16 protein-coding genes and 4 pseudogenes are annotated in these 19,805 nt (G+C 57.0%); 14 read left to right on the top strand and 6 right to left on the bottom strand.

Annotated elements, in window-relative coordinates:
• Positions 1 to 483, top strand: a pseudogene (locus QT222_RS19705) (hypothetical protein); the annotation flags it as partial.
• 105 nt (positions 484 to 588) lie between these two features.
• Entirely contained in the window at positions 589 to 720 is a 132-nt protein-coding gene (locus tag QT222_RS19700) for a hypothetical protein (RefSeq protein WP_491478136.1), read from the top strand.
• Here the strand turns inward: QT222_RS19700 and QT222_RS19695 are convergent.
• Positions 713 to 1,087: pseudogene (locus QT222_RS19695) on the bottom strand (integrase core domain-containing protein); the annotation flags it as partial. The gene QT222_RS19700 and the pseudogene QT222_RS19695 sit on opposite strands and share 8 nt — an antisense overlap.
• An 83-nt stretch (positions 1,088 to 1,170) precedes the next feature.
• Here QT222_RS19695 and QT222_RS19690 point away from each other — a divergent pair.
• From QT222_RS19690 to QT222_RS19655, 8 genes and pseudogenes are all read left to right on the top strand, one after another.
• A complete protein-coding gene (locus tag QT222_RS19690; protein WP_491478135.1) occupies positions 1,171 to 2,016 on the top strand; it encodes a ParA family protein in 846 nt (281 codons plus the stop codon).
• 2 nt (positions 2,017 to 2,018) lie between these two features.
• Positions 2,019 to 2,435, top strand: coding sequence for a DUF8115 family protein (locus QT222_RS19685; RefSeq protein ID WP_004060649.1), 417 nt, complete (start codon positions 2,019 to 2,021; stop codon positions 2,433 to 2,435).
• Positions 2,436 to 3,450: 1,015 nt separating this feature from the next.
• On the top strand, positions 3,451 to 4,695 hold the full coding sequence (locus QT222_RS19680; RefSeq protein WP_491478134.1) for a COG1361 family protein: 1,245 nt from the start codon (positions 3,451 to 3,453) through the stop codon (positions 4,693 to 4,695).
• Positions 4,692 to 5,354, top strand: a complete 663-nt coding sequence (locus tag QT222_RS19675; RefSeq protein WP_004060651.1) for an ABC transporter ATP-binding protein — start codon at positions 4,692 to 4,694, stop codon at positions 5,352 to 5,354. The genes QT222_RS19680 and QT222_RS19675 overlap by 4 nt, the downstream gene beginning before the upstream one ends.
• Positions 5,355 to 5,392: 38 nt before the next feature.
• Positions 5,393 to 6,484 carry an ABC transporter permease gene (locus QT222_RS19670; RefSeq protein ID WP_231512995.1) on the top strand — a complete coding sequence of 364 codons (1,092 nt, stop codon included), beginning with the start codon at positions 5,393 to 5,395 and terminating at the stop codon, positions 6,482 to 6,484.
• Between the two features lie 639 nt (positions 6,485 to 7,123).
• The gene (locus QT222_RS19665) at positions 7,124 to 8,161 is read left to right on the top strand and encodes a zinc metalloprotease (protein ID WP_491478133.1); all 1,038 of its coding nucleotides are present in this window, start codon (positions 7,124 to 7,126) and stop codon (positions 8,159 to 8,161) included.
• A 124-nt stretch (positions 8,162 to 8,285) separates the two neighbouring features.
• A pseudogene (locus tag QT222_RS19660) lies at positions 8,286 to 8,468 on the top strand (terminal quinol oxidase subunit); the annotation flags it as partial.
• A gap of 124 nt (positions 8,469 to 8,592) precedes the next feature.
• Positions 8,593 to 9,795 (top strand): ABC transporter substrate-binding protein, encoded by a 1,203-nt coding sequence (locus QT222_RS19655; protein WP_491478132.1) that lies wholly within the window; start codon positions 8,593 to 8,595, stop codon positions 9,793 to 9,795.
• 194 nt (positions 9,796 to 9,989) lie between these two features.
• On the opposite strand, the gene QT222_RS19650 is transcribed toward QT222_RS19655, so the two are convergent.
• The 3 genes from QT222_RS19650 to QT222_RS19640 all read right to left on the bottom strand — a co-directional run bounded on the left by QT222_RS19650 (position 9,990) and on the right by QT222_RS19640 (position 15,710).
• On the bottom strand, positions 9,990 to 13,112 hold the full coding sequence (locus QT222_RS19650; protein ID WP_491478137.1) for a right-handed parallel beta-helix repeat-containing protein: 3,123 nt from the start codon (positions 13,110 to 13,112) through the stop codon (positions 9,990 to 9,992).
• A gap of 549 nt (positions 13,113 to 13,661) precedes the next feature.
• Positions 13,662 to 14,690: a hypothetical protein gene (locus QT222_RS19645; protein ID WP_491478131.1), complete on the bottom strand. Its 1,029-nt coding sequence runs from the start codon at positions 14,688 to 14,690 to the stop codon at positions 13,662 to 13,664.
• A 285-nt stretch (positions 14,691 to 14,975) separates the two neighbouring features.
• Entirely contained in the window at positions 14,976 to 15,710 is a 735-nt protein-coding gene (locus tag QT222_RS19640; RefSeq protein WP_491478130.1) for an MOSC domain-containing protein, read from the bottom strand.
• Between the two features lie 204 nt (positions 15,711 to 15,914).
• Between QT222_RS19640 and QT222_RS19635 the strand changes: the two genes are divergently transcribed.
• From QT222_RS19635 to QT222_RS19620, 4 genes are all read left to right on the top strand, one after another.
• On the top strand, positions 15,915 to 16,109 hold the full coding sequence (locus QT222_RS19635; RefSeq protein ID WP_491478129.1) for a hypothetical protein: 195 nt from the start codon (positions 15,915 to 15,917) through the stop codon (positions 16,107 to 16,109).
• Positions 16,048 to 16,206, top strand: coding sequence for a helix-turn-helix domain-containing protein (locus tag QT222_RS19630; protein WP_231512997.1), 159 nt, complete (start codon positions 16,048 to 16,050; stop codon positions 16,204 to 16,206). Before QT222_RS19635 ends, QT222_RS19630 begins: the two co-directional genes overlap by 62 nt.
• Positions 16,207 to 16,367: 161 nt before the next feature.
• Complete coding sequence (locus tag QT222_RS19625; protein WP_004060662.1) at positions 16,368 to 16,970, top strand: helix-turn-helix domain-containing protein; 603 nt, start codon at positions 16,368 to 16,370, stop codon at positions 16,968 to 16,970.
• Between the two features lie 138 nt (positions 16,971 to 17,108).
• Positions 17,109 to 18,470, top strand: a complete 1,362-nt coding sequence (locus QT222_RS19620) for a dihydrolipoyl dehydrogenase family protein (protein ID WP_491478128.1) — start codon at positions 17,109 to 17,111, stop codon at positions 18,468 to 18,470.
• A gap of 34 nt (positions 18,471 to 18,504) precedes the next feature.
• Here QT222_RS19620 and QT222_RS19615 read toward each other — a convergent pair whose 3' ends face one another.
• A complete protein-coding gene (locus QT222_RS19615; RefSeq protein WP_491478127.1) occupies positions 18,505 to 19,470 on the bottom strand; it encodes a patatin-like phospholipase family protein in 966 nt (321 codons plus the stop codon).
• Between the two features lie 61 nt (positions 19,471 to 19,531).
• A pseudogene (locus QT222_RS19610) lies at positions 19,532 to 19,805 on the bottom strand (D-beta-hydroxybutyrate dehydrogenase); the annotation flags it as partial.

The following is a 19,805-nucleotide window of genomic DNA, read 5'->3' as shown; positions in this document are numbered from 1 at the left end:
GTCGACGTCGACGAGCGCCCACTCGGCGGTCGAGGCCCGACTTTTCACCACCAGATGGGCCCCGCCGCGAGCGAACTCGTTCCCTCGGGACCGTTTGACTACCTAAACCGGGATGACGCCTATTTTGTCCCCCGCGCCGAACGTGGCCCTGTCCAACTCACCCGCTATACCTTCGAGGCCGAGCCAGTTGCTTCCTCGCAGTCAGAACTGGAATCGTACGTTGACTCAACGGTTGTCGACGCGACCTTCGACACAGAGAACAGCACCGACGGTGTAATTTCCATTCTCGAAACGGCAACTGACCTCGGCTCAGGGCGACGATACAAAGAGCGCGGTTCGATGTCTGACGAACTGACGACGATTACCGACCGGCTTGGAATGACTGACAGTATTCCGACCAAGCAGTCGAACTACATCTCACTGAATGGTGCAGTGATGTCGTTTTCCGATGCATGGTACCGTGCCTCTCTTTCGATACGGTGACCTTGGAATCAGAATGCGACGGAGCACACTCGTAATGTCGGGTGAACATCGTTTGGTTGGGCACCGTCTAGTTAGTAGCCTCCTGTATCGGTGGGTGTCGAACTGATGCCCCATTTCACTGACCGCATCGCCGACGGCTGGGAACACGCGCTCGAGATCACCCCGCTTACCCTGGTTCCCGTCCTGTTCGCGTGTCTGGAGATAGATAAGATACAGTCGGTGGCACTGTCTAGTTAGTGATCTCCTCAACCGGTGTTCGTCCATCGAGCGCTTGATGCGGTCTCTGATAATTGTAGTATTGCGCAAATTGTATGAACCACTCGCGGACGCTTCCGTGACTGCCCACCCACGAATTATGGAAGCGGTCGACTCGCATTTTGAGGGTGTGAAACCACTTTTCGATGAGGTTTCGCTCGACATAGTCAAGCCGACCGCTCAATCCTAATCGAGAGAGGGCAATCTGATATCCGTAGCCATCAACGAGAAATACAGCATCTGAGAGATCGTGTTTCTCCGAGAGTCGGTGGAGAAACGCAGCAGCCGGGTCAGTCCCATGTCGTCCAAACAATTCGACGTCAAGAATCAGCTTAGTCTCGGTGTCTATCACGTACTGCATACACAAACACTCTCAAAAAACAGTTTGTGCATTATGTTTATGTATGCGGCATCTGTAAACACGGATTGAAAATGCCATACGAAAACGGGCTCATTACGGCGTCGACATACGTCGAAAAAGGCGGTGTGGGAAAGACAACGACAGCGGCCCACGTCGCAGTCGCTGCGCACACCGACCACAACCTCGATACGCTCCTGATCGACCTTGCGGGAACGCAAAACGACCTCGCAACACAGTTCGGACTCGATGACGAAATTCAGGACCTCGACGCTCCCATTTCTGCAGTGTTTGGATCTGACTGGGATTTCATCCGCAGCAACATTCCTGATGTCGTCGACCGGATGGTATTCGAGACCGACGAGGGTCCGGATCTCATTCCTGCCGACCCCGGACTCGGCGGGGCAGACAACAATCTCGCGAATATCGACGTCGAAGAACGCTACGAGTTCCTTCGAACGTTCATCGAGGAGGATCTCGGTGACCGCTATGACTTCGTGTTGATGGACCTTCCCGGGAAGGAAGACAACATCTCACTCAACGGCCTGTTTGCCGCCGAAAACGTCGTTGCCCCACTGAAGCCCGGTGCCTTCGAAGAAAACCAACTTCGAAAGCTCGAAACGACACTTAGCGAGATCAACGAGGACCTCGCGGTTAACCTTCACCTCGCACTCGTCTTTGCGACGATGGTCGACGGCCGCATCTCGCTCCACGATAATTTTGTCAAGGACCTCGCCGCAGAGCATCCTGAACTCGTCGGCGAACCAATCCCGGCAACCGCTGGCATCGGAAATAGCCAGGACGCAGGCCACACCCTATTTAGCTTCGACGAAGACGAGCGCCTCAATAGTGCCAGCCGAGCACTTGCTTCGTACCGTGAAAACACGACTCGCCTCCTTGATAACATCACCCCCCGATAACTATGTCCGACGACAAACCAAACGCGGAAGAACTTCTCCAGAGTGCAAAGAGTCAGAAACGCCACACGAGTGAACCAACAAAAGAAATGTCTACTGATGACAGTGGAAATGAGCTTGTAGGTGCTGTCGAAGATGCGTACCAAGGACTCGAGAATGATGACCTCAATCAGACGCTCTCGCTCCGGGATGCGAACCTCGCAGCACTCTTTGCAGCACTCGAATCGACCGGCGGCCTCAATTCGGTTGGGAAGCGAGCACTGGAATATCTTGAACGGGACGAGACGACGAACTCGAAGGCAGATGTCCTGAAGGCACTCGTCAGGGTTGGACTCTCAGAGGTTGCAACAGAGGAATTAGAAGCAGGTGCCGAGGGCCGACGGCAGTTTGAGCGGTCGAAAATCGAAGACTACGATTTCTAAGTCCGTTTTCAGTATACATATACAGTATCCGTTTACAGTGATTGTATGCTAATTATGGGGAAGATGTGTATTCAACTCGGGCTCAAGGGACGACTCGGAACACCTCCTCTATGTGGGGCGTGAAACTGAGCAAAGTTTCAATAAGGAAGCCCGCACCGGCTTTGCCGGTTATCAGTCAAGTCGCTCTGCGTCGACGTGAAATGGGGTGACTGGCCAAATCGACCGTAAGCACGCCCACTCACCGACCGAACGATATATGTCAAGTATAAGTGCAGGTTTAGGCGGGACTACGTGGATTCGAAGCGTTCGTCAGCAACTACTTCCACAACCTCGAACCACATTGTCCACCTTGATGGTGAGTGAGTATAGCCGGATGTAGCTGAGTCAGGGTGCTTCTGAGAGTGCGGTGTCAGACCGCTACTGCTTGTTCGGTCTCCGATGAAGACATGAACTCTCCCATTCGTTATCCCGAATTCGGGGCTGCAGTGTCCGTCTCTGGCGGTAGGTCGCTGGCCTGAGCTGTTTTGCGGTCCTGACAGAGGAGCCGCAGCCCCATTGCCTCGATAGACCGAGCACCCCCAGCGCGCAATCACGTACTCTGTGGATTGGCTATAGTAGCGTTTGCAACTGGTGACACATCAGATCGAACGACAGCGGTCGATTGAGTGTGCAATGACTTGCAAACGCTACTATAGTATTCACATGATGGCGGCGTCGTTGGCGAAACGCCAGAAAACGAGGGACCAGAGCCTCACCAACCGGAACGCTACGGCCGCTAGACCGATCCCGAGCGGGAGCATCAGGATGGCACGTCGAGACACGAGATAGGCTGGTGCCTACCGACTAATGTCATCGTTCGAATATCAGAAAGTTCATAACACTTGATATATTATCTGCGGGTGATGTGGGATATGATTCCCAAAATACCCTCCGAGCGACGCCTGATTCGACGGGCGCGCCTTGCTTCGTGCGGATGTACTGTTTCACCGTGTCGCGTTGTCGGGAGTGTTCACGCATGAAACGCGTTCGACTGTTGTCTCTCGTCGTTCTGTACGCAGTCGCACTGAGTGCTGGTCTCGCCGGCGTTGATGTCGCGGCGGCAGACCAAACGAGCGGTTCAATCTCGGGTGTTAGGACCGCGCCGACGAGTCCGTCACCGGGACAGGATTGCACTGTGACGGCGAACGTCTCGAATATGGGCAGTAGCGGGCAGGCCGTTAAACTGACTGACGTGTACGTTCGCGGCCCCGGCGGTACCGACGAGCACGGCCGCGTCGAGAATATCGGCGCTATCGCGCCGGGTAATACGCTCTCTGTTCCCGTCTCGCTTTCCCTCCAAGAGACGGGGAGCCACTATCTCCGGGTTCACGCCGTCGTCAAAACGCGCAACGGCGGCCACCGACACTTCGAGTACCCGGTGTTAGTGACGGTCACGGACCGAGAACCGGTGTTGGTCTCAGTTCAAGCGTCCGAGTCAGCCGCCGAGTCTGAGACCCCGGTCAACGTCACAGTCGCCAACGGCGACGCTAAGCCGATCTCGTCTGTCGAGGTGCGACTCTCGGGGAACGGGTCGGCGACGGACCCCAAGCGCATCACCGGTTCTATCGAACCGGGTGTGGACCGCTCGTTCCGATACAACGTGACGTTCGACGACCCCGGAGCGCAGACGCTCTCTGCGAACGTGACCTACAAGACGAGCGGTGGTGCCATCAAGACGGTTACTGACGAGACGACGTTCGATGTCGTCAACGAGTCGGCCGGCACCGGGAACCGAATCGACGGAAAAATCAGACTCGTGGGCGTCGAAGCGTCCGGTTCGGGTATCGTCACCGTCCAAGGTGACGCCGCGAACGTCGGTGGCTCGAACGTCAAGTCCGTCCTGCTACGAGTCAAGGACACGAAGTCCGTAAGCCCGATGGGTGCCTCTGGCGAGTACTTCGTCGGCGCAGTCAACGACAGTAAGTTCGACACGTTCGAACTAATCGCCCGAACGGAGAGCAACGCCACCGAGATTCCCATCCGCGTCAGATATCTCGTCGATGGCGAACAGAAGACCGAAACCGTACGGATCAACCTCAGTTCGACCCAGGGCCCCTCACGACCGACTCCGCAGATGGACAGAGAGCCCCCGGAGCGCCCGTCTCAAGTTCGTGACACCTCGTCTTCCGGCGGCTCTCTCAATCTCGGCGGCATCGTCGTTCCCTTACTCGTCGTCGTTGGTCTCGTCGGCGGTGTCTACACTCTCTGGAAACGACGATGAGCGTCATCGAACTCGACGGCGTGGTAAAACGCTACACTAACGGTGACGAGGAAATCGCCGCCTTAGATGACGTCGATTTCACCGTCAACCGCGGAGAGATGGTCGCAATCGTCGGTCCCTCGGGGTCCGGTAAGAGTACGCTGTTGAACGTCATCGGCCTGCTCGACACGCCGACCGAGGGGACCGTCACCCTCGACGGACAGGACGTGACGGACCTCGGAACCGACGGACTCACCGAACATCGCCGCGAGAGCATCGGGTTCGTCTTCCAAGCGTACCACCTCTTGCCCATCTTCACCGCGGTCGAGAACGTCCAAGTCCCCTCGATGTGGGATTCGAGCGTTGACCGGAAAAACCGGGCGAAAGACCTACTCCACCGCGTTGGTCTCGGTGACCGACTCTCTCACAAGCCGAACCAGCTCTCTGGCGGCCAAAAGCAGCGCGTCGCCATCGCTCGCGCCCTCGTCAACGAACCACATATCATCCTCGCGGACGAACCGACGGGGAATCTCGACCAAGATACCGGTGCGACGATTCTCGACGAGTTGACGCGGATCAAAAACGAGGAGAACGTCGCAATCGCGGCGGTCACACACGACACACAACTAACCGACTACGCCGACCGCACGGTCGAACTAGTCGATGGAGTGAGACGGTGATCTGAATGGATGCCAGTCGCAGACTGCCGAGCATCGTTATGGCTTGGCGAAACCTGTGGCGAAACAGGCTTCGGACGATACTGGCGGCTCTCGGCATCGTCATCGGCGTTATCGCTATCGCCGGACTTGGAATCACCGGGTCCGCACTCCGCTACGGCACGGCCCAGCAGTTCAGCGATATTACGGACCAAGCGACGGTCATGCCCGGTGAAGACGCCGAACAGCAGTATCTGACGGAGTCACAGGTGCAATCTATCAGAGGCGTCGCCTCAAATGCGACGGTGATACCCGTCAAGCAAGGCCGAGTTACGGTTTCGTCGCACACCGGAGAGTCGTATGCGAGCGTCGATCAGGTGACGAAACCACGCGAGTTATACAGCGCGCACAAGGGAACGATACCACAGCCGTTTCGGACCGGTGTCCTGATTAACAACGAAACTGCGGCGTATCTGAACGTCACGATTGGCGACCTGATAATTGTCGGCGACCAGTCGTACAAAGTGCGCGCGATTATCTCCGACGGCGGTATCGGATACCGCAATAGTCGCGTCGTTGTCTCGCCGCCCGCACTCTCCAAACAGGGCTATTCATCGGTAATGATTATCGCCGAGGACGGCGACGCCGCCCAGTACCTCGCTAACGCGACGAAAGACCACTTCAACACCGAAGGAGAGGTCGTCCGAACCTCGTCGTACGGGGGACTCAACCAGCGTGTTGGCTCGCTGTTCAGCACGCTGAACTTGGTCCTTCTCGGCATCGGTTCGATATCGCTCGTCGTCGCCGGCGTCAGTATTCTCAACGTCATGCTGATGAGCACCATCGAGCGCCGTAGTGAGATTGGGGTGCTCCGTGCGGTCGGCGTCCGACGCAAAGACATCCTCCGGATGATTCTCGCGGAAGCGACGCTTTTGGGCGTCATCGGCGGAGCAGTCGGTGCCGTCCTGTCTGCAGGAATCGGTGCGCTCCTGTACGATACGCTCTACAGCGACCCGTTACTCGTGTTCCGGTGGGCGAGCGCCCGGTATCTCATAGTCGGGTTCTGCTTCGGCGCGTTCGCAAGCGTCCTCAGCGGTATCTACCCGGCGTGGAAAGCGGCCAACAAGCGACCTGTCGAAGCGATTCGGAGCTAACGTCAGCCCATCCCGGCTGATACTTTCAGCTCTCGTGGGCGAAAACAATCGTCTGAAGCTAATTGTCTCCGATTGCTGCAGCGACGGTAGTCGAGATGGAGTAGATGGAACGGTCACTGATAGACGCGCTCTACTGGGGAACAAGGTATCGTTTACACTCTACAATCATTTTGCTGGCAAAGGATTCAGTCACCTCTCCCTATGGATTTACAACTGGGCACTGTCTAGTTTAGAACCTCCCCGACCGCGTTTGTCCGTCAAGCGCTCGATACGGTCTCTGGAAGGTATAGTATTGCGCGAATTGTATGATTGAGATGGTGCTGTGCGACCGAGCGTTTGACTCGAAAGCGGTGTATCAGACGCTCTCGAATCTCGATGTGAACCATCTCATCCCGAAACCACAGTACTGAGCATGAGGTCATCGAGACGATGAACGAAGATGGGCAAATCGGGGTGAACAAGGACACTGAATCAGAGTAAACAGGGACACGGAATCGGAGTAAACAAAGACGCAGAGCTGAATACAAATCGCGGCCGGCACGTACGGGGCAAGTAGCGGAGCTGAAAACGTTGTAAACGAACATACGATTTCTCGACGATAATCACAACATCTATTCTAGAACTATCCAGTTGTCTTCTATGAACCGAGCCGCAATTCTGCTCTGTTTCCTGATTTTATTTGCTGGCTGTGTCGGACAAGGGTCTCCATCGACCTCTGCTTCGACCCCCACCGCGGCGCCGGAATCGGTCACGACACAGTCGCCGACACCGACTGTGACATCGACGCCAGCGCCGCCGGAAAATCCATTCCAGACTGAACAGATTCGTGTCGGATACGCCGTGGCCGAGGACGCCAAGAATCGGTCGTACGAACAGGCGGTCGTGAGCGCACTCGACTTCTGGAATAATCGGACAGAGGGTTCGTACGATGCGAACTATACGTTTGTCAGCGACCCTGCCCAGGCACAGATTCTGATTCGGTTTGTCGATAATATCACCTACTGCAATGGGTACGATAATTTGACAGTCGGATGTGCACCCGTTCTCACGAAAGCGGACACAGCCACGTCACCGGAGACCGTCACTGTCGAGGACGACTACGCGATGACGAGTACTCAAGAGATCATCATCCACGAACTAGGACACACCCGGGGACTCGACCACGAAAATCGCTCCGAAATCCCGGTCATGAATGCGACGATTGACACGTTGCTCATCCCGGATCAGGACCTCGAAAATCGGTCTTACGGGTGGAATACGACCGACTTCCGAGTCTACTTCGATACGGCTGGCTCAGTTTCCAGCGCAGAGGAATCCGATTACCGCCGGGAGATTCGGGAAGGGTGGCAGTACTGGAGCACCGAAACCGACCACCTCGAAACACAGACCTCTTTCAAATTTGTTGATAGCAAAGAACAGGCAAACATCGTCGTCAAAGTCGACAGCCGCGAAGGAGTTCGCTGGGAGTGGTGGGCGCTCAACACAGACAGTGATTACAACCTCGAAGTGTACGAAAACGCCACCCTCTACGTCGGCGAACGCAACCCGGATTACATCGACTACAACACCGCCCTCGCTCTGGGGTACCTTCTAATGAACCCGGAGAACGAAACGCAACTCCCGGAGCCATTCGACGGGGATGACGAGTTCGGGAAGACGGAACGCTGGTCAGACTAATCCACTGATTCCGTTATTCTGTACAAGCGGGTCAATTTTTAGATTACTCGCGGAAGCACCGGACCGAACGTCAGGTGTTCACTTAGCCCGAGACACGACCGACGCACCATCGCGTCTCGGTCGCGTGTTGTTCGCAGGCGGCCTCGCCGTCCTTGCGATTCGCAGTCTGATGAATCTCGAAGGCCGTGTCGGATACGCCGAGGCGAAAGGCGTCCCCGAGGCAGACAAACTCGTTACGGCCGCGAGCGAACTTCTGCTCGATGGGAGTCTCGGAATCGGCTTTTGGAAACTCCCCAAACTGGCAGCAGGACAACGGCGAGTGGTATCTACTCCGACCTAATCTTCTGAACTCGACCTCGGAACTACTTTCCGTCTACACTTTAGCCTGCCAAAACCGGAACTACTATGACTATTTAGGTGAGCCTAAACTCATGACGGATACCGACCCGAACCGGGAGGGACCGACACGGAGAGAATATCTCAAGTACGGCGGTGCAGTTGTTGCCGGGGCCTCACTGGCTGGCTGTACGGATGGAAGTGGCTCGACGACGGACAGACCAACCTCGACGCAGTCGGACGAAGGCACAGAATCGAGTGAATCCGAATCCAGCGATGGGAACGCCGCTTCAGACGGCTCGTACTCGGTCACGATGGAACCAGTCGGAACCGTCGAGTTCGACTCGGTGCCGGAGACGTGGTTCCCATACACTGCCGATTACGCCGACATGGGTGTCGCTCTCGGCGAGGGTGACGGGCTCTCGGCTGTCGGTGTAAAAGCTCGCTACGGGACGCACCTCTACGAGGAACTGCCCGGTGTCTCCGTCGACAAGAGCAATCTTACCGAGCTCTGGCAGGACGGGACGGGCAAAGAGCTGTTCTATGAACTTGACGCCGACGTCCACGTCATTGACCCGAACTTCATGGTCAACCGCTTGCAGTGGAGCCAGAGTGATGTCGACGAGATTCGAGAGAATGTCGCGCCATTCTTTGGCAACACGGTTTTCTCGCGTTCTTACGACTGGCACGACTACGCCGACTACACGCTCTACGAAGCCTTCGAGAAGGTTGCACAACTGTTCCAGAAGGAGGCGCGTTACGAGGCGTTCAAGGAGTACCACGACAACCTGCTTTCGGACGTACAGGGGCGGCTTCCCAGCGACACGCCCGACATCGCCTTGTTGTACCCCGCTGGGGTACCACCGGAGTCGTTCTACCCGTACCGTATCGGCGGGGGAACACAGGCGAAACACTGGCAGGACCTGCGTGTCGGGGATGCGCTGGCGAAAAACGACATCACCGACGCGCAAGCCGGTGGCGGAACGATAGACTACGAGATGCTGCTAGACATCGACCCGGACGCCCTTGCAATCAGACTCCAGGGTGAGATTTCACAGGAGTACTTCGAGGAGAACATCGTCTCGCACCTTCGGAACCACGACATCGCGAGCGAACTCAGCGCGGTGAAGAACGACCGCGTCATCTACGGCGGCCTCACCTATCAAGGACCGATTACTCACCTATTCCAACTGGAGCGGGCGGCTCAGGGTCTCTATCCCGATGTGTTCGGTGACGAGCAGTTATTCGACCGCCAGCGGATCGCTGACATCATCGCCGGAGACTCTAACCAGAAGTAGAAATCAACTCCAACACTCACTACGCACGTGTTACTACGTATCTTATTTTACTCTCGGTAGCGCTTGAATGTGGACGCTTGTAGTTTTATACCGGTAGACGTCACTATACGAATTAGCAACGCAAAATCAGATTCTCCGTTTCGGTACGTTCGTCTTGGGATAGCCACGGGAGGGTGTACAGCGTTTGTAGCAGTTCACCCACGCGTGGCTAAGACGTATGCGACCGCGGTGAGACCACCCCACGAGACGACGGCGACGATGCCGATACTAACCAACGGGCCGGCACTCACGAGTCCACCGACGACCCAGACGAGGACTCCAGCCACCGCGAGACCCTGTATCCGACGGCCACTGACTGGTGTCGACCTATTTTGCAAGGTCAGCACCATTCCGTGGCCGCCGAGAACTAACGCACCCAAATAGAGTACGCCTCCGAGAAGACCCCATATCGAGCACAAGCCGGCAGAGAGACCACCACTATCGATTGCATCTACGCTGGTGAGAGGCCCGTTGCTCGACGTTGTCTTCGACTGCGCCGGCTGTTCCATTGCTACCGGTTCCGCCGTGTCGATTGTGGCTGTAGAGGCGTTATTGCTGTCAATCCCGAGTCTGTTTTCGACGCTCAGTCGAACTTCGAGGGACTGGTTTGGCATCGTGACGTTGAGAACCGGCGAAGATTGTGCCGGTTGAGCGGTACCGTTGACGACGAAGTGGTACCGACCGACGGGTGAGTGATTGCTCGTCGAGTTTGCTCCGGAGAGACGTAATTGGCTCTTGGCGGTTGCTGTTGCTGGCGCCTCGATACGCGTGGTTGGCCGTTCGTATCGCGGTCCCGATGTTGCCGTCCGGAACGGCGTGAAATCGACCCAGCCGCGCTCGGTGACGACTGAGTTCCCATCGCCTGCTGGGAGAATTGAAGAGTGATATGGTCCGCTCTCGGTACCCCAGTAATTAGATTCTGCATGGACGGTCCGAATCGGGTCCACGATGATTCGAGCGGTGGTATTCACGTTAATCAAGGGTGCCATATCGACGACCAGTCCGCGATGCTGGCCATAAACGCTGTTGTTGACGATACGGTGATTTTGGACACTCCCTCTGGATTTTTGAATCCCGACTCCAGTTGGCGTGGTGCCGCTCACCTGCCGAATCAAGAGCGAACTCGCTTCCGCAGGCCGCGTCTCACTTTCGCCGTCCGTCCGTAAGACGACTACCGTGTCGTCCCAGAGCTGAGCAACGGTAAGTTCCTCGGTCATCTCGGGGTTCGCCACGAGCTCTTCGAGCGGGATTTTCGCCTGTGCCTGATTGACAATTACGCCGGACGAGCCCTCAGCGACGTAAACACCCGTCCCTAAATAGACGTCAGAGACCAGAACCGGTTCAGCGAACGCGTTCGTGTTGAAGACGATATCGTTCTCTCGGATGGCTGTCTCGACGGCCCCGCGGACGATGACGCCGTAGGAGTTGGCAGCGATGGTGTTGTGTACAACCGAGAGGTTGCTTCGGTGTGTTATCGGACTGGCGACGAGTAGCCCCGAACCGGCGTTGTTCGCTAGTCGGTTCTCGCGGACGTCGACCTGATGGATAAGCAGGTCTGAGCGCACTGTAACACCGTGTCCCGTCCCGTCTCTCACGGTGTTGTTGTGAATCGTCACTTTGCGTGCTGTCGCTCGTGTTTGGACTCCCATCCCCGTCCCCGAGTTGTTGACGACCTCGTTGTGAGCAAGCGTGAGGTTCGACACGGCCGCCCCGGCGAGGGCAAACCCATCGTCGCCGTTGTCTGTGATCTGATTCCCATCGACACTACTTCGTCGCGTCAACCAAGTCTGGATGTTGACTCCGTCGCGTCCGTTGTCGCGAATCGTGTTGTCTGTAAGATGGAATCTGAGTTTAGTGGTCCGTGCATCGATTCCAATTCCGTGGCCGACGTTATCCGTAAGCGTGTTCTTACGGATCGAAATTTCTCCAGCCCGGAAGACTTGTGTACCTGATTGGTGAATCCGGATACCCGTCTGCGCGTCGTGAATACGGTTTCCGTACGCGGCCATCGACGTTTGTGAACGGGCGTCTATCTGGACACCAGCGTCATCAGCTGAGATGTCGTTATTCGAGAGGTCCATCTCGCTTCGTGCCGCGCGGACGGCAATCCCGCTTCCGTCTGTCTCTGAGATTCGGTTGTCGAACAGCCGAAGCCGACGGACGGTATCGGCGGCAACGAATATCCCATTCCCGCCCACTTGGTTAAATGACGACCCACGAACGGTGAGTCGATTCGCACGCGTATTCACCGACGTGCTCCGGTCGATTGGTGACGTGACGTTGCCGACGACGAACGAAGCCCGTACGCCGTCGGATAGCTGTGAGATCGACTCTTTGCGGAGGTCTACTCCGACAGGGTAAATCCCCCGTGTCGATGGGTTGACCGCGTCCTCGTACTCGACGAGGAGCCGACCGTCACTCGGGATTTTGACCGGCCTCGACAGCGAGATTCGCAGGCGTCCATCCGTCGATGAGACATCGGTGACGAGCGAGCCGAAAGACTGCTCGACACTTCCGTTTCGGTTGCGGTCGAGGCCAATCCGTTTGAGACTCGCTGATTCGACGTTTCCGACGGACCCATCCGACAGATACCGCAACTCGATTGTGTCAAATGCCACGCCAACGCCGGCATCGAGGGAGAGCGTGTGCTCTGAACGCAGGTCACGCCCGCTCGGTGACGCCGTCAGCGACACGTCGCCGGTCGTTCCCATCGATGGGGTCGCCCGAATCGCGTGCCCGTCAATCAGCCGAAACGCCGACCGTTCGATGGTAATCGACGGTGTCGCTGCGGTGTCACTGACTGAGAGCCCAGCTGTCGCAAAGTTTCGCAGTGTCGAGTCGACGACTCGAATCGCCCCGTCCGAACTATCCACAGTGATGCCGCTCGTTCCTCCTTCTAACGTCGTATTGCGTACTGTGAGGCGAGATGTGTCCGTTCCGTTGTATCGGATACTTGCCCACCGACGATTGGCCGCGGCTCCGTCAGTCTGTGAAACCGTTACTGGACGGTCGGCCGTGCCATTCGCGTAGAGTGAGCCGTCAACGGACAGCGTGATTCGTTCGGCGAGTTGGACCTCAGTGCCGGGGCGTATCGTCAGCGTGGCACCGGGTTCGACTTGGACATCTTGAACGATTCGATAGGGTCCACCGTCTGGCGTCCACGTCGTATTCGCCGTAATGTCTGACTCGACGAACGTGACGTTCGTACTGGTCTCAGCGGCCGTCACCGGACCGATGAGTGAGATAGACAGTGATGCGACGATGGCGACGATTAGCATCCGTCGAGTCCACTCTTTAGCCACACTAGTCAATCAGATCACACCTCTGGTTAGAGATACCTAATCGTTGAGAAGCTGAAGAGACATATGGCGGGACAAGTTGCTCTAGCGGTGCAGTCTTCTGGGGTGTCACAGAACGGTGGGACCACGTATGCTGGTCGTGCAGTATCCAAAATCGATAAAAAATATCCATACCCGAAATTTGAATTAAATGGGTATATATTCACCGGTTGATACAGGCTCTACATACCGAACGTTCTGCCGCTACGTGGGGTGTTCGACTATTTCGATGCGGCCACTATGTCCAGTACTGTCTCTGGTTTACTCTTCGTTCTCAAATCTGAATCCGTTCGAGCTTCTCTTTCGGTCAAGATTTCCACTAGTGTGAGCCTCCTTTCTCGTCGTTCGAACCACGCCGCCCCGAGTGACGCTGTTCTGCTTCGGTCGTCAGAATCCAGTCGCGGTCCTGTCAGGGCTACCTCGAACAGAAGGGACGAATTATCTCGGTCCTCCGAAACTGTGTTGAGTGGGTTCGAGAAGACCACACTATTAGGTGCTGAAAACCCACTCACCACGGCCTGTCGAGCTGGCGTAGTGCCGATTGGTGTTGAGGAGACTGTCACGCTTCCACTGGAAACTCGTCCGGTGGTCGTAGGCAAGCTTGCCCTCGGTTTGAAAGCCCCCGCAACCAGTAAGCGCGCTGCGGGCCCGCGAACTTGCAGGTGTGACCTTAATCGCGAAAGTGCTTCGCGTGGTGTCCGACACGTTTGCCACTTGAACGCCGTTCTGGGTGTGCGAATTCGGGTAGACCTCGTTGAGGCGTTGGTCATCCGGGAAGTCTGCCTCTCGAACGGCTTCCTCAATAGCATACCTCTCGTTCGCTGCGGAGTGTAGTTTCGTCTGGAGACGCGCGAATTGGCCAGTTTCCTGCTGGCTGACCGACACCTCCGACCGCGAGGCGTACGTCTCTCCGGTCGGAAGCCGGCCGATGACGTGCGCAGCACCGGCGTACTCGAACATATCATCCACGGATGACTCCGGAACGGACGTGTCGCACTCGGGAAGGCGGCCGACGAGTACCCATCCGAATGGGTCGAGTACTGGGTCGTCCCACCCGCCCTCGGCGACGAACGTGTACGTCTCCACGGTGTCGCCACGTGGGTCCGCGACGACGACTTTCACGGGGCGCGCACGCACCATCTCGATGCCAAACGAGTAGTCTTCCCGGACGCTGTTGAGGAGGCCGCGCATGGCGTCAGTCGCGCCGCCTCCTGCGACCGCGACCGGCTTCCCGGCACGGAATGCCTGTGCGAGTTTTGTCCGGCTTGCGGCCGCAGTTGCCAGCACGGCACCCGCGTCCTCAATTGATTCGGTCGTCGACGACGGCTTCGGGAGGTCGCTGTTGTCCCCAGCGATGTATACTGCCGCCTCGTCGAGGGCTGGGCCGGTCTCCTGGTCTAGCCCTGTTGCGGGATTCACGTCCGGCCGACTGCTCCCGAGCGCGGAGCAACCAGTAATCCCGGCGAGCCCAGCGGTGCCTGCGACTGCAAGGAAGTGGCGGCGACTTTTGGGGGGCATTATACAGTCGAATGCCAGTACCGGGGCATAAATCTCGTGTTACTTGGTCCTGATACCAATCATCTACTTCTTGTCTAATTACTGCCTTATTCGATACGCAGGGGAACTGAATGCTCATTTCAATTTAATACACGATGGGCGAGATATATGCATCAAAATCATCCTCCGAAGTTGTGTATTCTTACACGAACCGTATCTGATTAGTCACACGGAAGGGTACGGATAAGTTCAACTTGATACCCACTCATCACTGACATTGATCGTTTGTTCGGTCACCCCGCTGGTCTATTGACCTTCGTCGTCAGCGCCGATTGATTCGTTCGGTCCGATAACTCTCGGATTCGAATCCGGATGCTCCCCGGTTTCGGCCCGTCGTTCGAGTCGCTTCGTCCAACTCTTCCCCAGTTCCTCGACGTCGGCCAATTCGCCGGCCAATTCGCGGTCGTCGGACATCCGGTAGCGAACCTTCGTTGCTCGGGCAACCGACCAGTCCGGGTTGGGGCGGTCGACCAGACGAATCGACTCACCGGGTGCGACCGTCCCAGTCTCTAGAACGCGGAGATACCAGCCGGTGTAGCCAGTCTGCTCGACCTGAACGGCGAGGTCTTTGACCCGCCACCGACGAGCCAGTTTCCAACACGGGGACCGGGGTTGGGTGATTTGGACGGTTGCCTCACCGACCTCGTAAATATCACCGATGCACGCCTCACGCTCGGTGAACCCCTCTATAGTGAAGTTTTCACCGAACGCTGCGGGCCCGAGGTCGACTTCCAGTTTTTCTTCCCAGTACGGATAGTGCTCGCCGGGATACACACAGACTGCCTTCTCCGGGCCGCCGTGGTGTCGGAGGTTCGCCTGTCGGTCGCCGTCGAGATTCGTCTCGCCGAGGAATAACTCGCCGTCGACCGGTTGCTTGTAGAAGGCTGTCTCCCAAGGCCTGTCCATCGGGTCGGCAGCACCCTCGGTACCGTACGTCTCGGGCGTCCCGACCTGAATCGAGCGGATGTGTGCGACAGTCATGGATGGGAGTACCGTTGTATCATCTTCTATGCTGATAGGTGTGACTACTGGTTGGTCCTCGGGGCAGTGCACGGTATAGAACGGGTCTAGTTGACGATACGGATTCGCGCCTGCCTAGCCGACCGTGAATAACCGAACCCGTGCCGGGACGCTCCCTATGGCTGTCCACTCGTCGTCAACTCGCCGGAGCACTGATCCGGTTGTGTGTTCCTGCAAACACGTCTCCGTCACACCGAGCTGATGGCCTCGAACGAGCAACTATCGCAGCTCACCGACGAGTTAGCGGCCGCTGGCATTCCGTCTCGGGTCCAGTCGTTGACGCAATCACGCGATTCGAATGAGCTACTCACGGACCGCCAACAGGAGTTCATCACCGAGGCAGTCAAACGGGGCCTATGATAACCCCCGAGGCTGTACGCTTACCGAACTCGCAGAGGCGTTCGGTATCAACAAATCAGCCGCGAGCGGGATTCCACACCGCGCAGAAGTCGGCTAATCAAGAATTCGCCGCGGGGCTGGTTCCGAAACCAAGCCGGGACTGAGAACGAGAGTAAACAACTCACGCTGAGTGACTCGATTTGATTCAACTAAATGAGGTTGGCAAGCACTTATCTGGATTCCTGCTAAATGTCATCCAAATGGAGGTACTGGACGCCAATGTCTGAGGGAGAACGCAGTCAATACGCGGGGACCACTGAGGAAATTCAGTACGACCCCTCGTCCAGTCGGTACGACCTCTTCGAGTGTCCCGACTGCGGGAGCGTCGTTCTCGCTCTCGGGCGCGACGATTCGCCGATATCCTGTCACGGTGAACCGATGCAGCGGGTAACCGACTGTACGATGAGTGTCAAGCCACCGGATATCCGACAGGTGCTTCTCCAAGCCTTCGGGCTTCCGAAAGCCGGTCTGGACATCTGTCTGTGTGTCATCGGTGAGGGACCACTCTCGGCAAGCGAGGTTGCAGAAACGCTCGGATACGACCGAAGCACGATGACGCGTTACCTGAACAAACTGGTCGAACTCGGCCTGCTTCGTCGGTCAGAACTGAACCGGGAGGGAGGTGGTGTCGTCAACGTGTATCACTCGGTCGACCTTGAACGGATGCGTCACAAGACGTTACTCGGGTTCTACATCTGGGCTGGGGAGGCGGCGTCACTCATCGAGGAGGCGAATCTGGCCAAACAGGATTATCTCGAAGAAAACCCTGACCGAAAACTGCCGGACGTGTTCTGGGAGTCGTTTCCGAAAAACCAACAGTAGCCACCCCCGACCGAACTGGCCGAATCGCAGCCCCCTAGCTTACCTCCCACAACTGGTTTCGAGAACACGTACGTCCGTGCAAGTGATACGAACTACCGACCGAGATACTTTACCACGGATACTGTTACTGTTGAACACATGGCTGATTTTGATGTGATTGTCATCGGTGGTGGAACGGGTAACAACGTCGCCGCGGCGGCTGCTAACGCGGGTCTCGACACTGCTCTGGTAGAACCGGGACCGTTAGGTGGAACGTGTCTGAACCGGGGGTGCAATCCCTCGAAGATGTTGATTCAGGCAGCAAATGCAGCGAATCACGTTCAAGATGCCGAGCGGTTCCACGTGGACGCAACCTTCAACGGAATCGACCACACCGCTGTCGTCAACGAGATGGACGACCTGCTCGGTGGAATCAGCGAGGACATGGAAGCACGGTACCGAGAAATCGAGCAGCTGACACTATTTAAGGAATACACTGAGTTCGTTGACGAGCGGACAATCAAACTCGGGGGCGAAAACGTCACCGCCAAAAAGATAGTCGTCGCGACCGGAAGTCGACCGGTTGTCCCCCCAATCGACGGTCTCGACGACATCGACTATCTCACGAGCCAGGATGCCCTCTACCTTCGACAACCACCCGAAAGCCTCGTTATTCTCGGTGGGGGCTACATCGCGGTCGAATTAGGCTATTTCTTCCAGTCGGTTGGAACCGAAGTCACAATCGTCGAGATGATGGATTCGCTGGTCCCTCGGGAAGACGACGACATTGCCGCAGCGTTCACAGAAATCGCGTCCGAGCGCCACGATGTCTACACCGGTCACCGTGTGACTGCTGTCGAGGAGCGCAGTGGCCGTTATGCGGTCCACGCCGAAACCGAGGTAGGTTCGGAACTGACCGTCGAAGGAAGCGAGGTACTCGTTGCACTCGGACGTCGACCCAACAGCGACAACTTGGGCATCGACGCGGCGGGTATCGAGACCGACGACCGGGGATTCATCCAGACGAACGAGTATCTAGAGACGAGCGCCGAAAACGTGTGGGCACAGGGTGACGTCGCTGGCAACGCCTTGTTCAAACACGCCGGTGACTACGAGACTCGCCACACGGTAGCGAACGTCGTCCACGACGAGCGCAGGGTCATTGACTTCTCGGCGATGCCCCACACGATCTTCACCAACCCGCAGATCGCGGGCGTCGGCGCGACAGAGGAGGACCTCGAGGAAGAAGGAACGGAGTACGTCGTCGGTCGGGCATCATTCGCCGACTCGGCGATGGGACGGGCGAAAAAGCTAGAGGAGGGTTTCATGAAGGTCCTTGCCGCTCCCGATGGGGAGATACTGGGAACTCATGCCATTGGATACGAAGCGTCGGCGCTGCTTCACGAGGCCGTTGTCGCGATGCGACACGACCTTTCTATTGACGACGTTGCTGGCACCATCCATGCGCACCCGACGTTGAGTAAGGTGGTCGAGGCTGCGTTCCGGGACGTGCCGAACTAATCGGCTTCCGTCTATCCCGGAGCACCACCGTGAGCTATTTACTCGCCTGAAATTCCGATGCCCGTTGTTCACCCAGGTCCATTAGCTCCTGCAAGAACGCCGGACTCCTGTCGACCTTCGTAGAGCAATGGTATTCGCGTCCCATCTGGATCCGGTGGGTTTCGATCTTTTTGAAGTCGCTTTTGGAGAGATGCCCTTCGTCGATCCATTCGTTGACGCGCTCGACGGCCCGAAGCTCTTGGTTCAGCGAGATGTTCCCTGATAATTCGTTCCGTCGGTCGGCGATTTCCTCGAGCGAGGTTGGTTCTTCTGCCCGCGTCTGGGGATTGATTTGAATCACCCACAGCTCTTCGGGTTTGCGCTCCACATCGGCGACCACAAGGTCACTGATAGGTGGATTTTGGCTGAATAGCCCGTCCCAGTGGTAGTGGCCGTTTATTTCGACGGCTTCGAAGAGGTTCGGGACGGCTGCGCTGGCAAGTACCGCCTCGGGAGTTACGTCCTCGTTCGTGAACGTCTCGAACTCGCCAGCGTTGATGTTGACCGTCCCCACCACGAGTTCGGGAGTCTCACGGCCACAGAGATCGGGCACCGAATCGAAGTCGATATGACGGTTGAGGACGCGCTTGATACGATTTTTACCGAGCTGTGACCCCGGTAGCTGGTAGGGGCTAAATTGTGGGAACGGGTAGCCGTTGCTCTCCATGTGGTGCCATCCGACAACCCAGTCGTTGGTGATCCTATCTGGAATGGTGTCGGCGGCGAGGTCCCCCCAGAGTGCGTCGAGAAGTTCGATGGAATGTTCCGCGTCGGCCGTGACGAGGCCGTACCACACTGCGAGTGCGTTGAACGCACCGCCGGACGTTCCGCTGATGCCGACTAGCTCGTACTCGTCGTTCCATTCGCGGAGTAACTCCTGCAGTACGCCTGCGGTGAATGCCGTGTGACTGCCGCCGCCTTGACAGGCAATCGCGACTTTCGTGGAATCGGTGTCACTCATAAGTCGTTGTGCAATTCATTCATAGGTTATCGTATGATTTGTCCATAGATTGTCGTGTAATTTACTCATAGGTCGTCGTGTACCCCCCATCCCAGAGCAAGTCGCCGCCGTTGAGATGCTTGCCGTGGCTGGAGAACCCGAACACGAAGAGGTTTGCAACCTCGGCGGGGGTAAACATCTCCTTGGTGCGGGCCTGTCCGAGCATTACGTCCTCGACGGCCTCCCGTTTGGTGATACCGCGCTCCTCGGCCGTGTCTTCGTATTTGATTACCATCAAACGGGTGAGGACGTACCCCGCGCCGCTTGGAAAAGCTTTAAGGCCCCCCCCGCCCTCG

This window comes from Haloferax sp. s1, from assembly GCF_058382125.1.
The sequence above is the reverse complement of the archived record's forward strand: the minus strand, read 5'-3'. Positions and strand labels throughout refer to the sequence as shown.

Coding starts and splice junctions, on each gene's coding strand:
- QT222_RS19700 (WP_491478136.1), top strand. CDS start 589: ATGCCCCATTTCACTGACCGCATCGCCGACGGCTGGGAACACGCGCTC.
- QT222_RS19690 (WP_491478135.1), top strand. CDS start 1,171: ATGCCATACGAAAACGGGCTCATTACGGCGTCGACATACGTCGAAAAA.
- QT222_RS19685 (WP_004060649.1), top strand. CDS start 2,019: ATGTCCGACGACAAACCAAACGCGGAAGAACTTCTCCAGAGTGCAAAG.
- QT222_RS19680 (WP_491478134.1), top strand. CDS start 3,451: ATGAAACGCGTTCGACTGTTGTCTCTCGTCGTTCTGTACGCAGTCGCA.
- QT222_RS19675 (WP_004060651.1), top strand. CDS start 4,692: ATGAGCGTCATCGAACTCGACGGCGTGGTAAAACGCTACACTAACGGT.
- QT222_RS19670 (WP_231512995.1), top strand. CDS start 5,393: ATGGCTTGGCGAAACCTGTGGCGAAACAGGCTTCGGACGATACTGGCG.
- QT222_RS19665 (WP_491478133.1), top strand. CDS start 7,124: ATGAACCGAGCCGCAATTCTGCTCTGTTTCCTGATTTTATTTGCTGGC.
- QT222_RS19655 (WP_491478132.1), top strand. CDS start 8,593: ATGACGGATACCGACCCGAACCGGGAGGGACCGACACGGAGAGAATAT.
- QT222_RS19650 (WP_491478137.1), bottom strand. CDS start 13,112: ATGCTAATCGTCGCCATCGTCGCATCACTGTCTATCTCACTCATCGGT.
- QT222_RS19645 (WP_491478131.1), bottom strand. CDS start 14,690: ATGCCCCCCAAAAGTCGCCGCCACTTCCTTGCAGTCGCAGGCACCGCT.
- QT222_RS19640 (WP_491478130.1), bottom strand. CDS start 15,710: ATGACTGTCGCACACATCCGCTCGATTCAGGTCGGGACGCCCGAGACG.
- QT222_RS19630 (WP_231512997.1), top strand. CDS start 16,048: ATGAGCTACTCACGGACCGCCAACAGGAGTTCATCACCGAGGCAGTCA.
- QT222_RS19625 (WP_004060662.1), top strand. CDS start 16,368: ATGTCTGAGGGAGAACGCAGTCAATACGCGGGGACCACTGAGGAAATT.
- QT222_RS19620 (WP_491478128.1), top strand. CDS start 17,109: ATGGCTGATTTTGATGTGATTGTCATCGGTGGTGGAACGGGTAACAAC.
- QT222_RS19615 (WP_491478127.1), bottom strand. CDS start 19,470: ATGAGTGACACCGATTCCACGAAAGTCGCGATTGCCTGTCAAGGCGGC.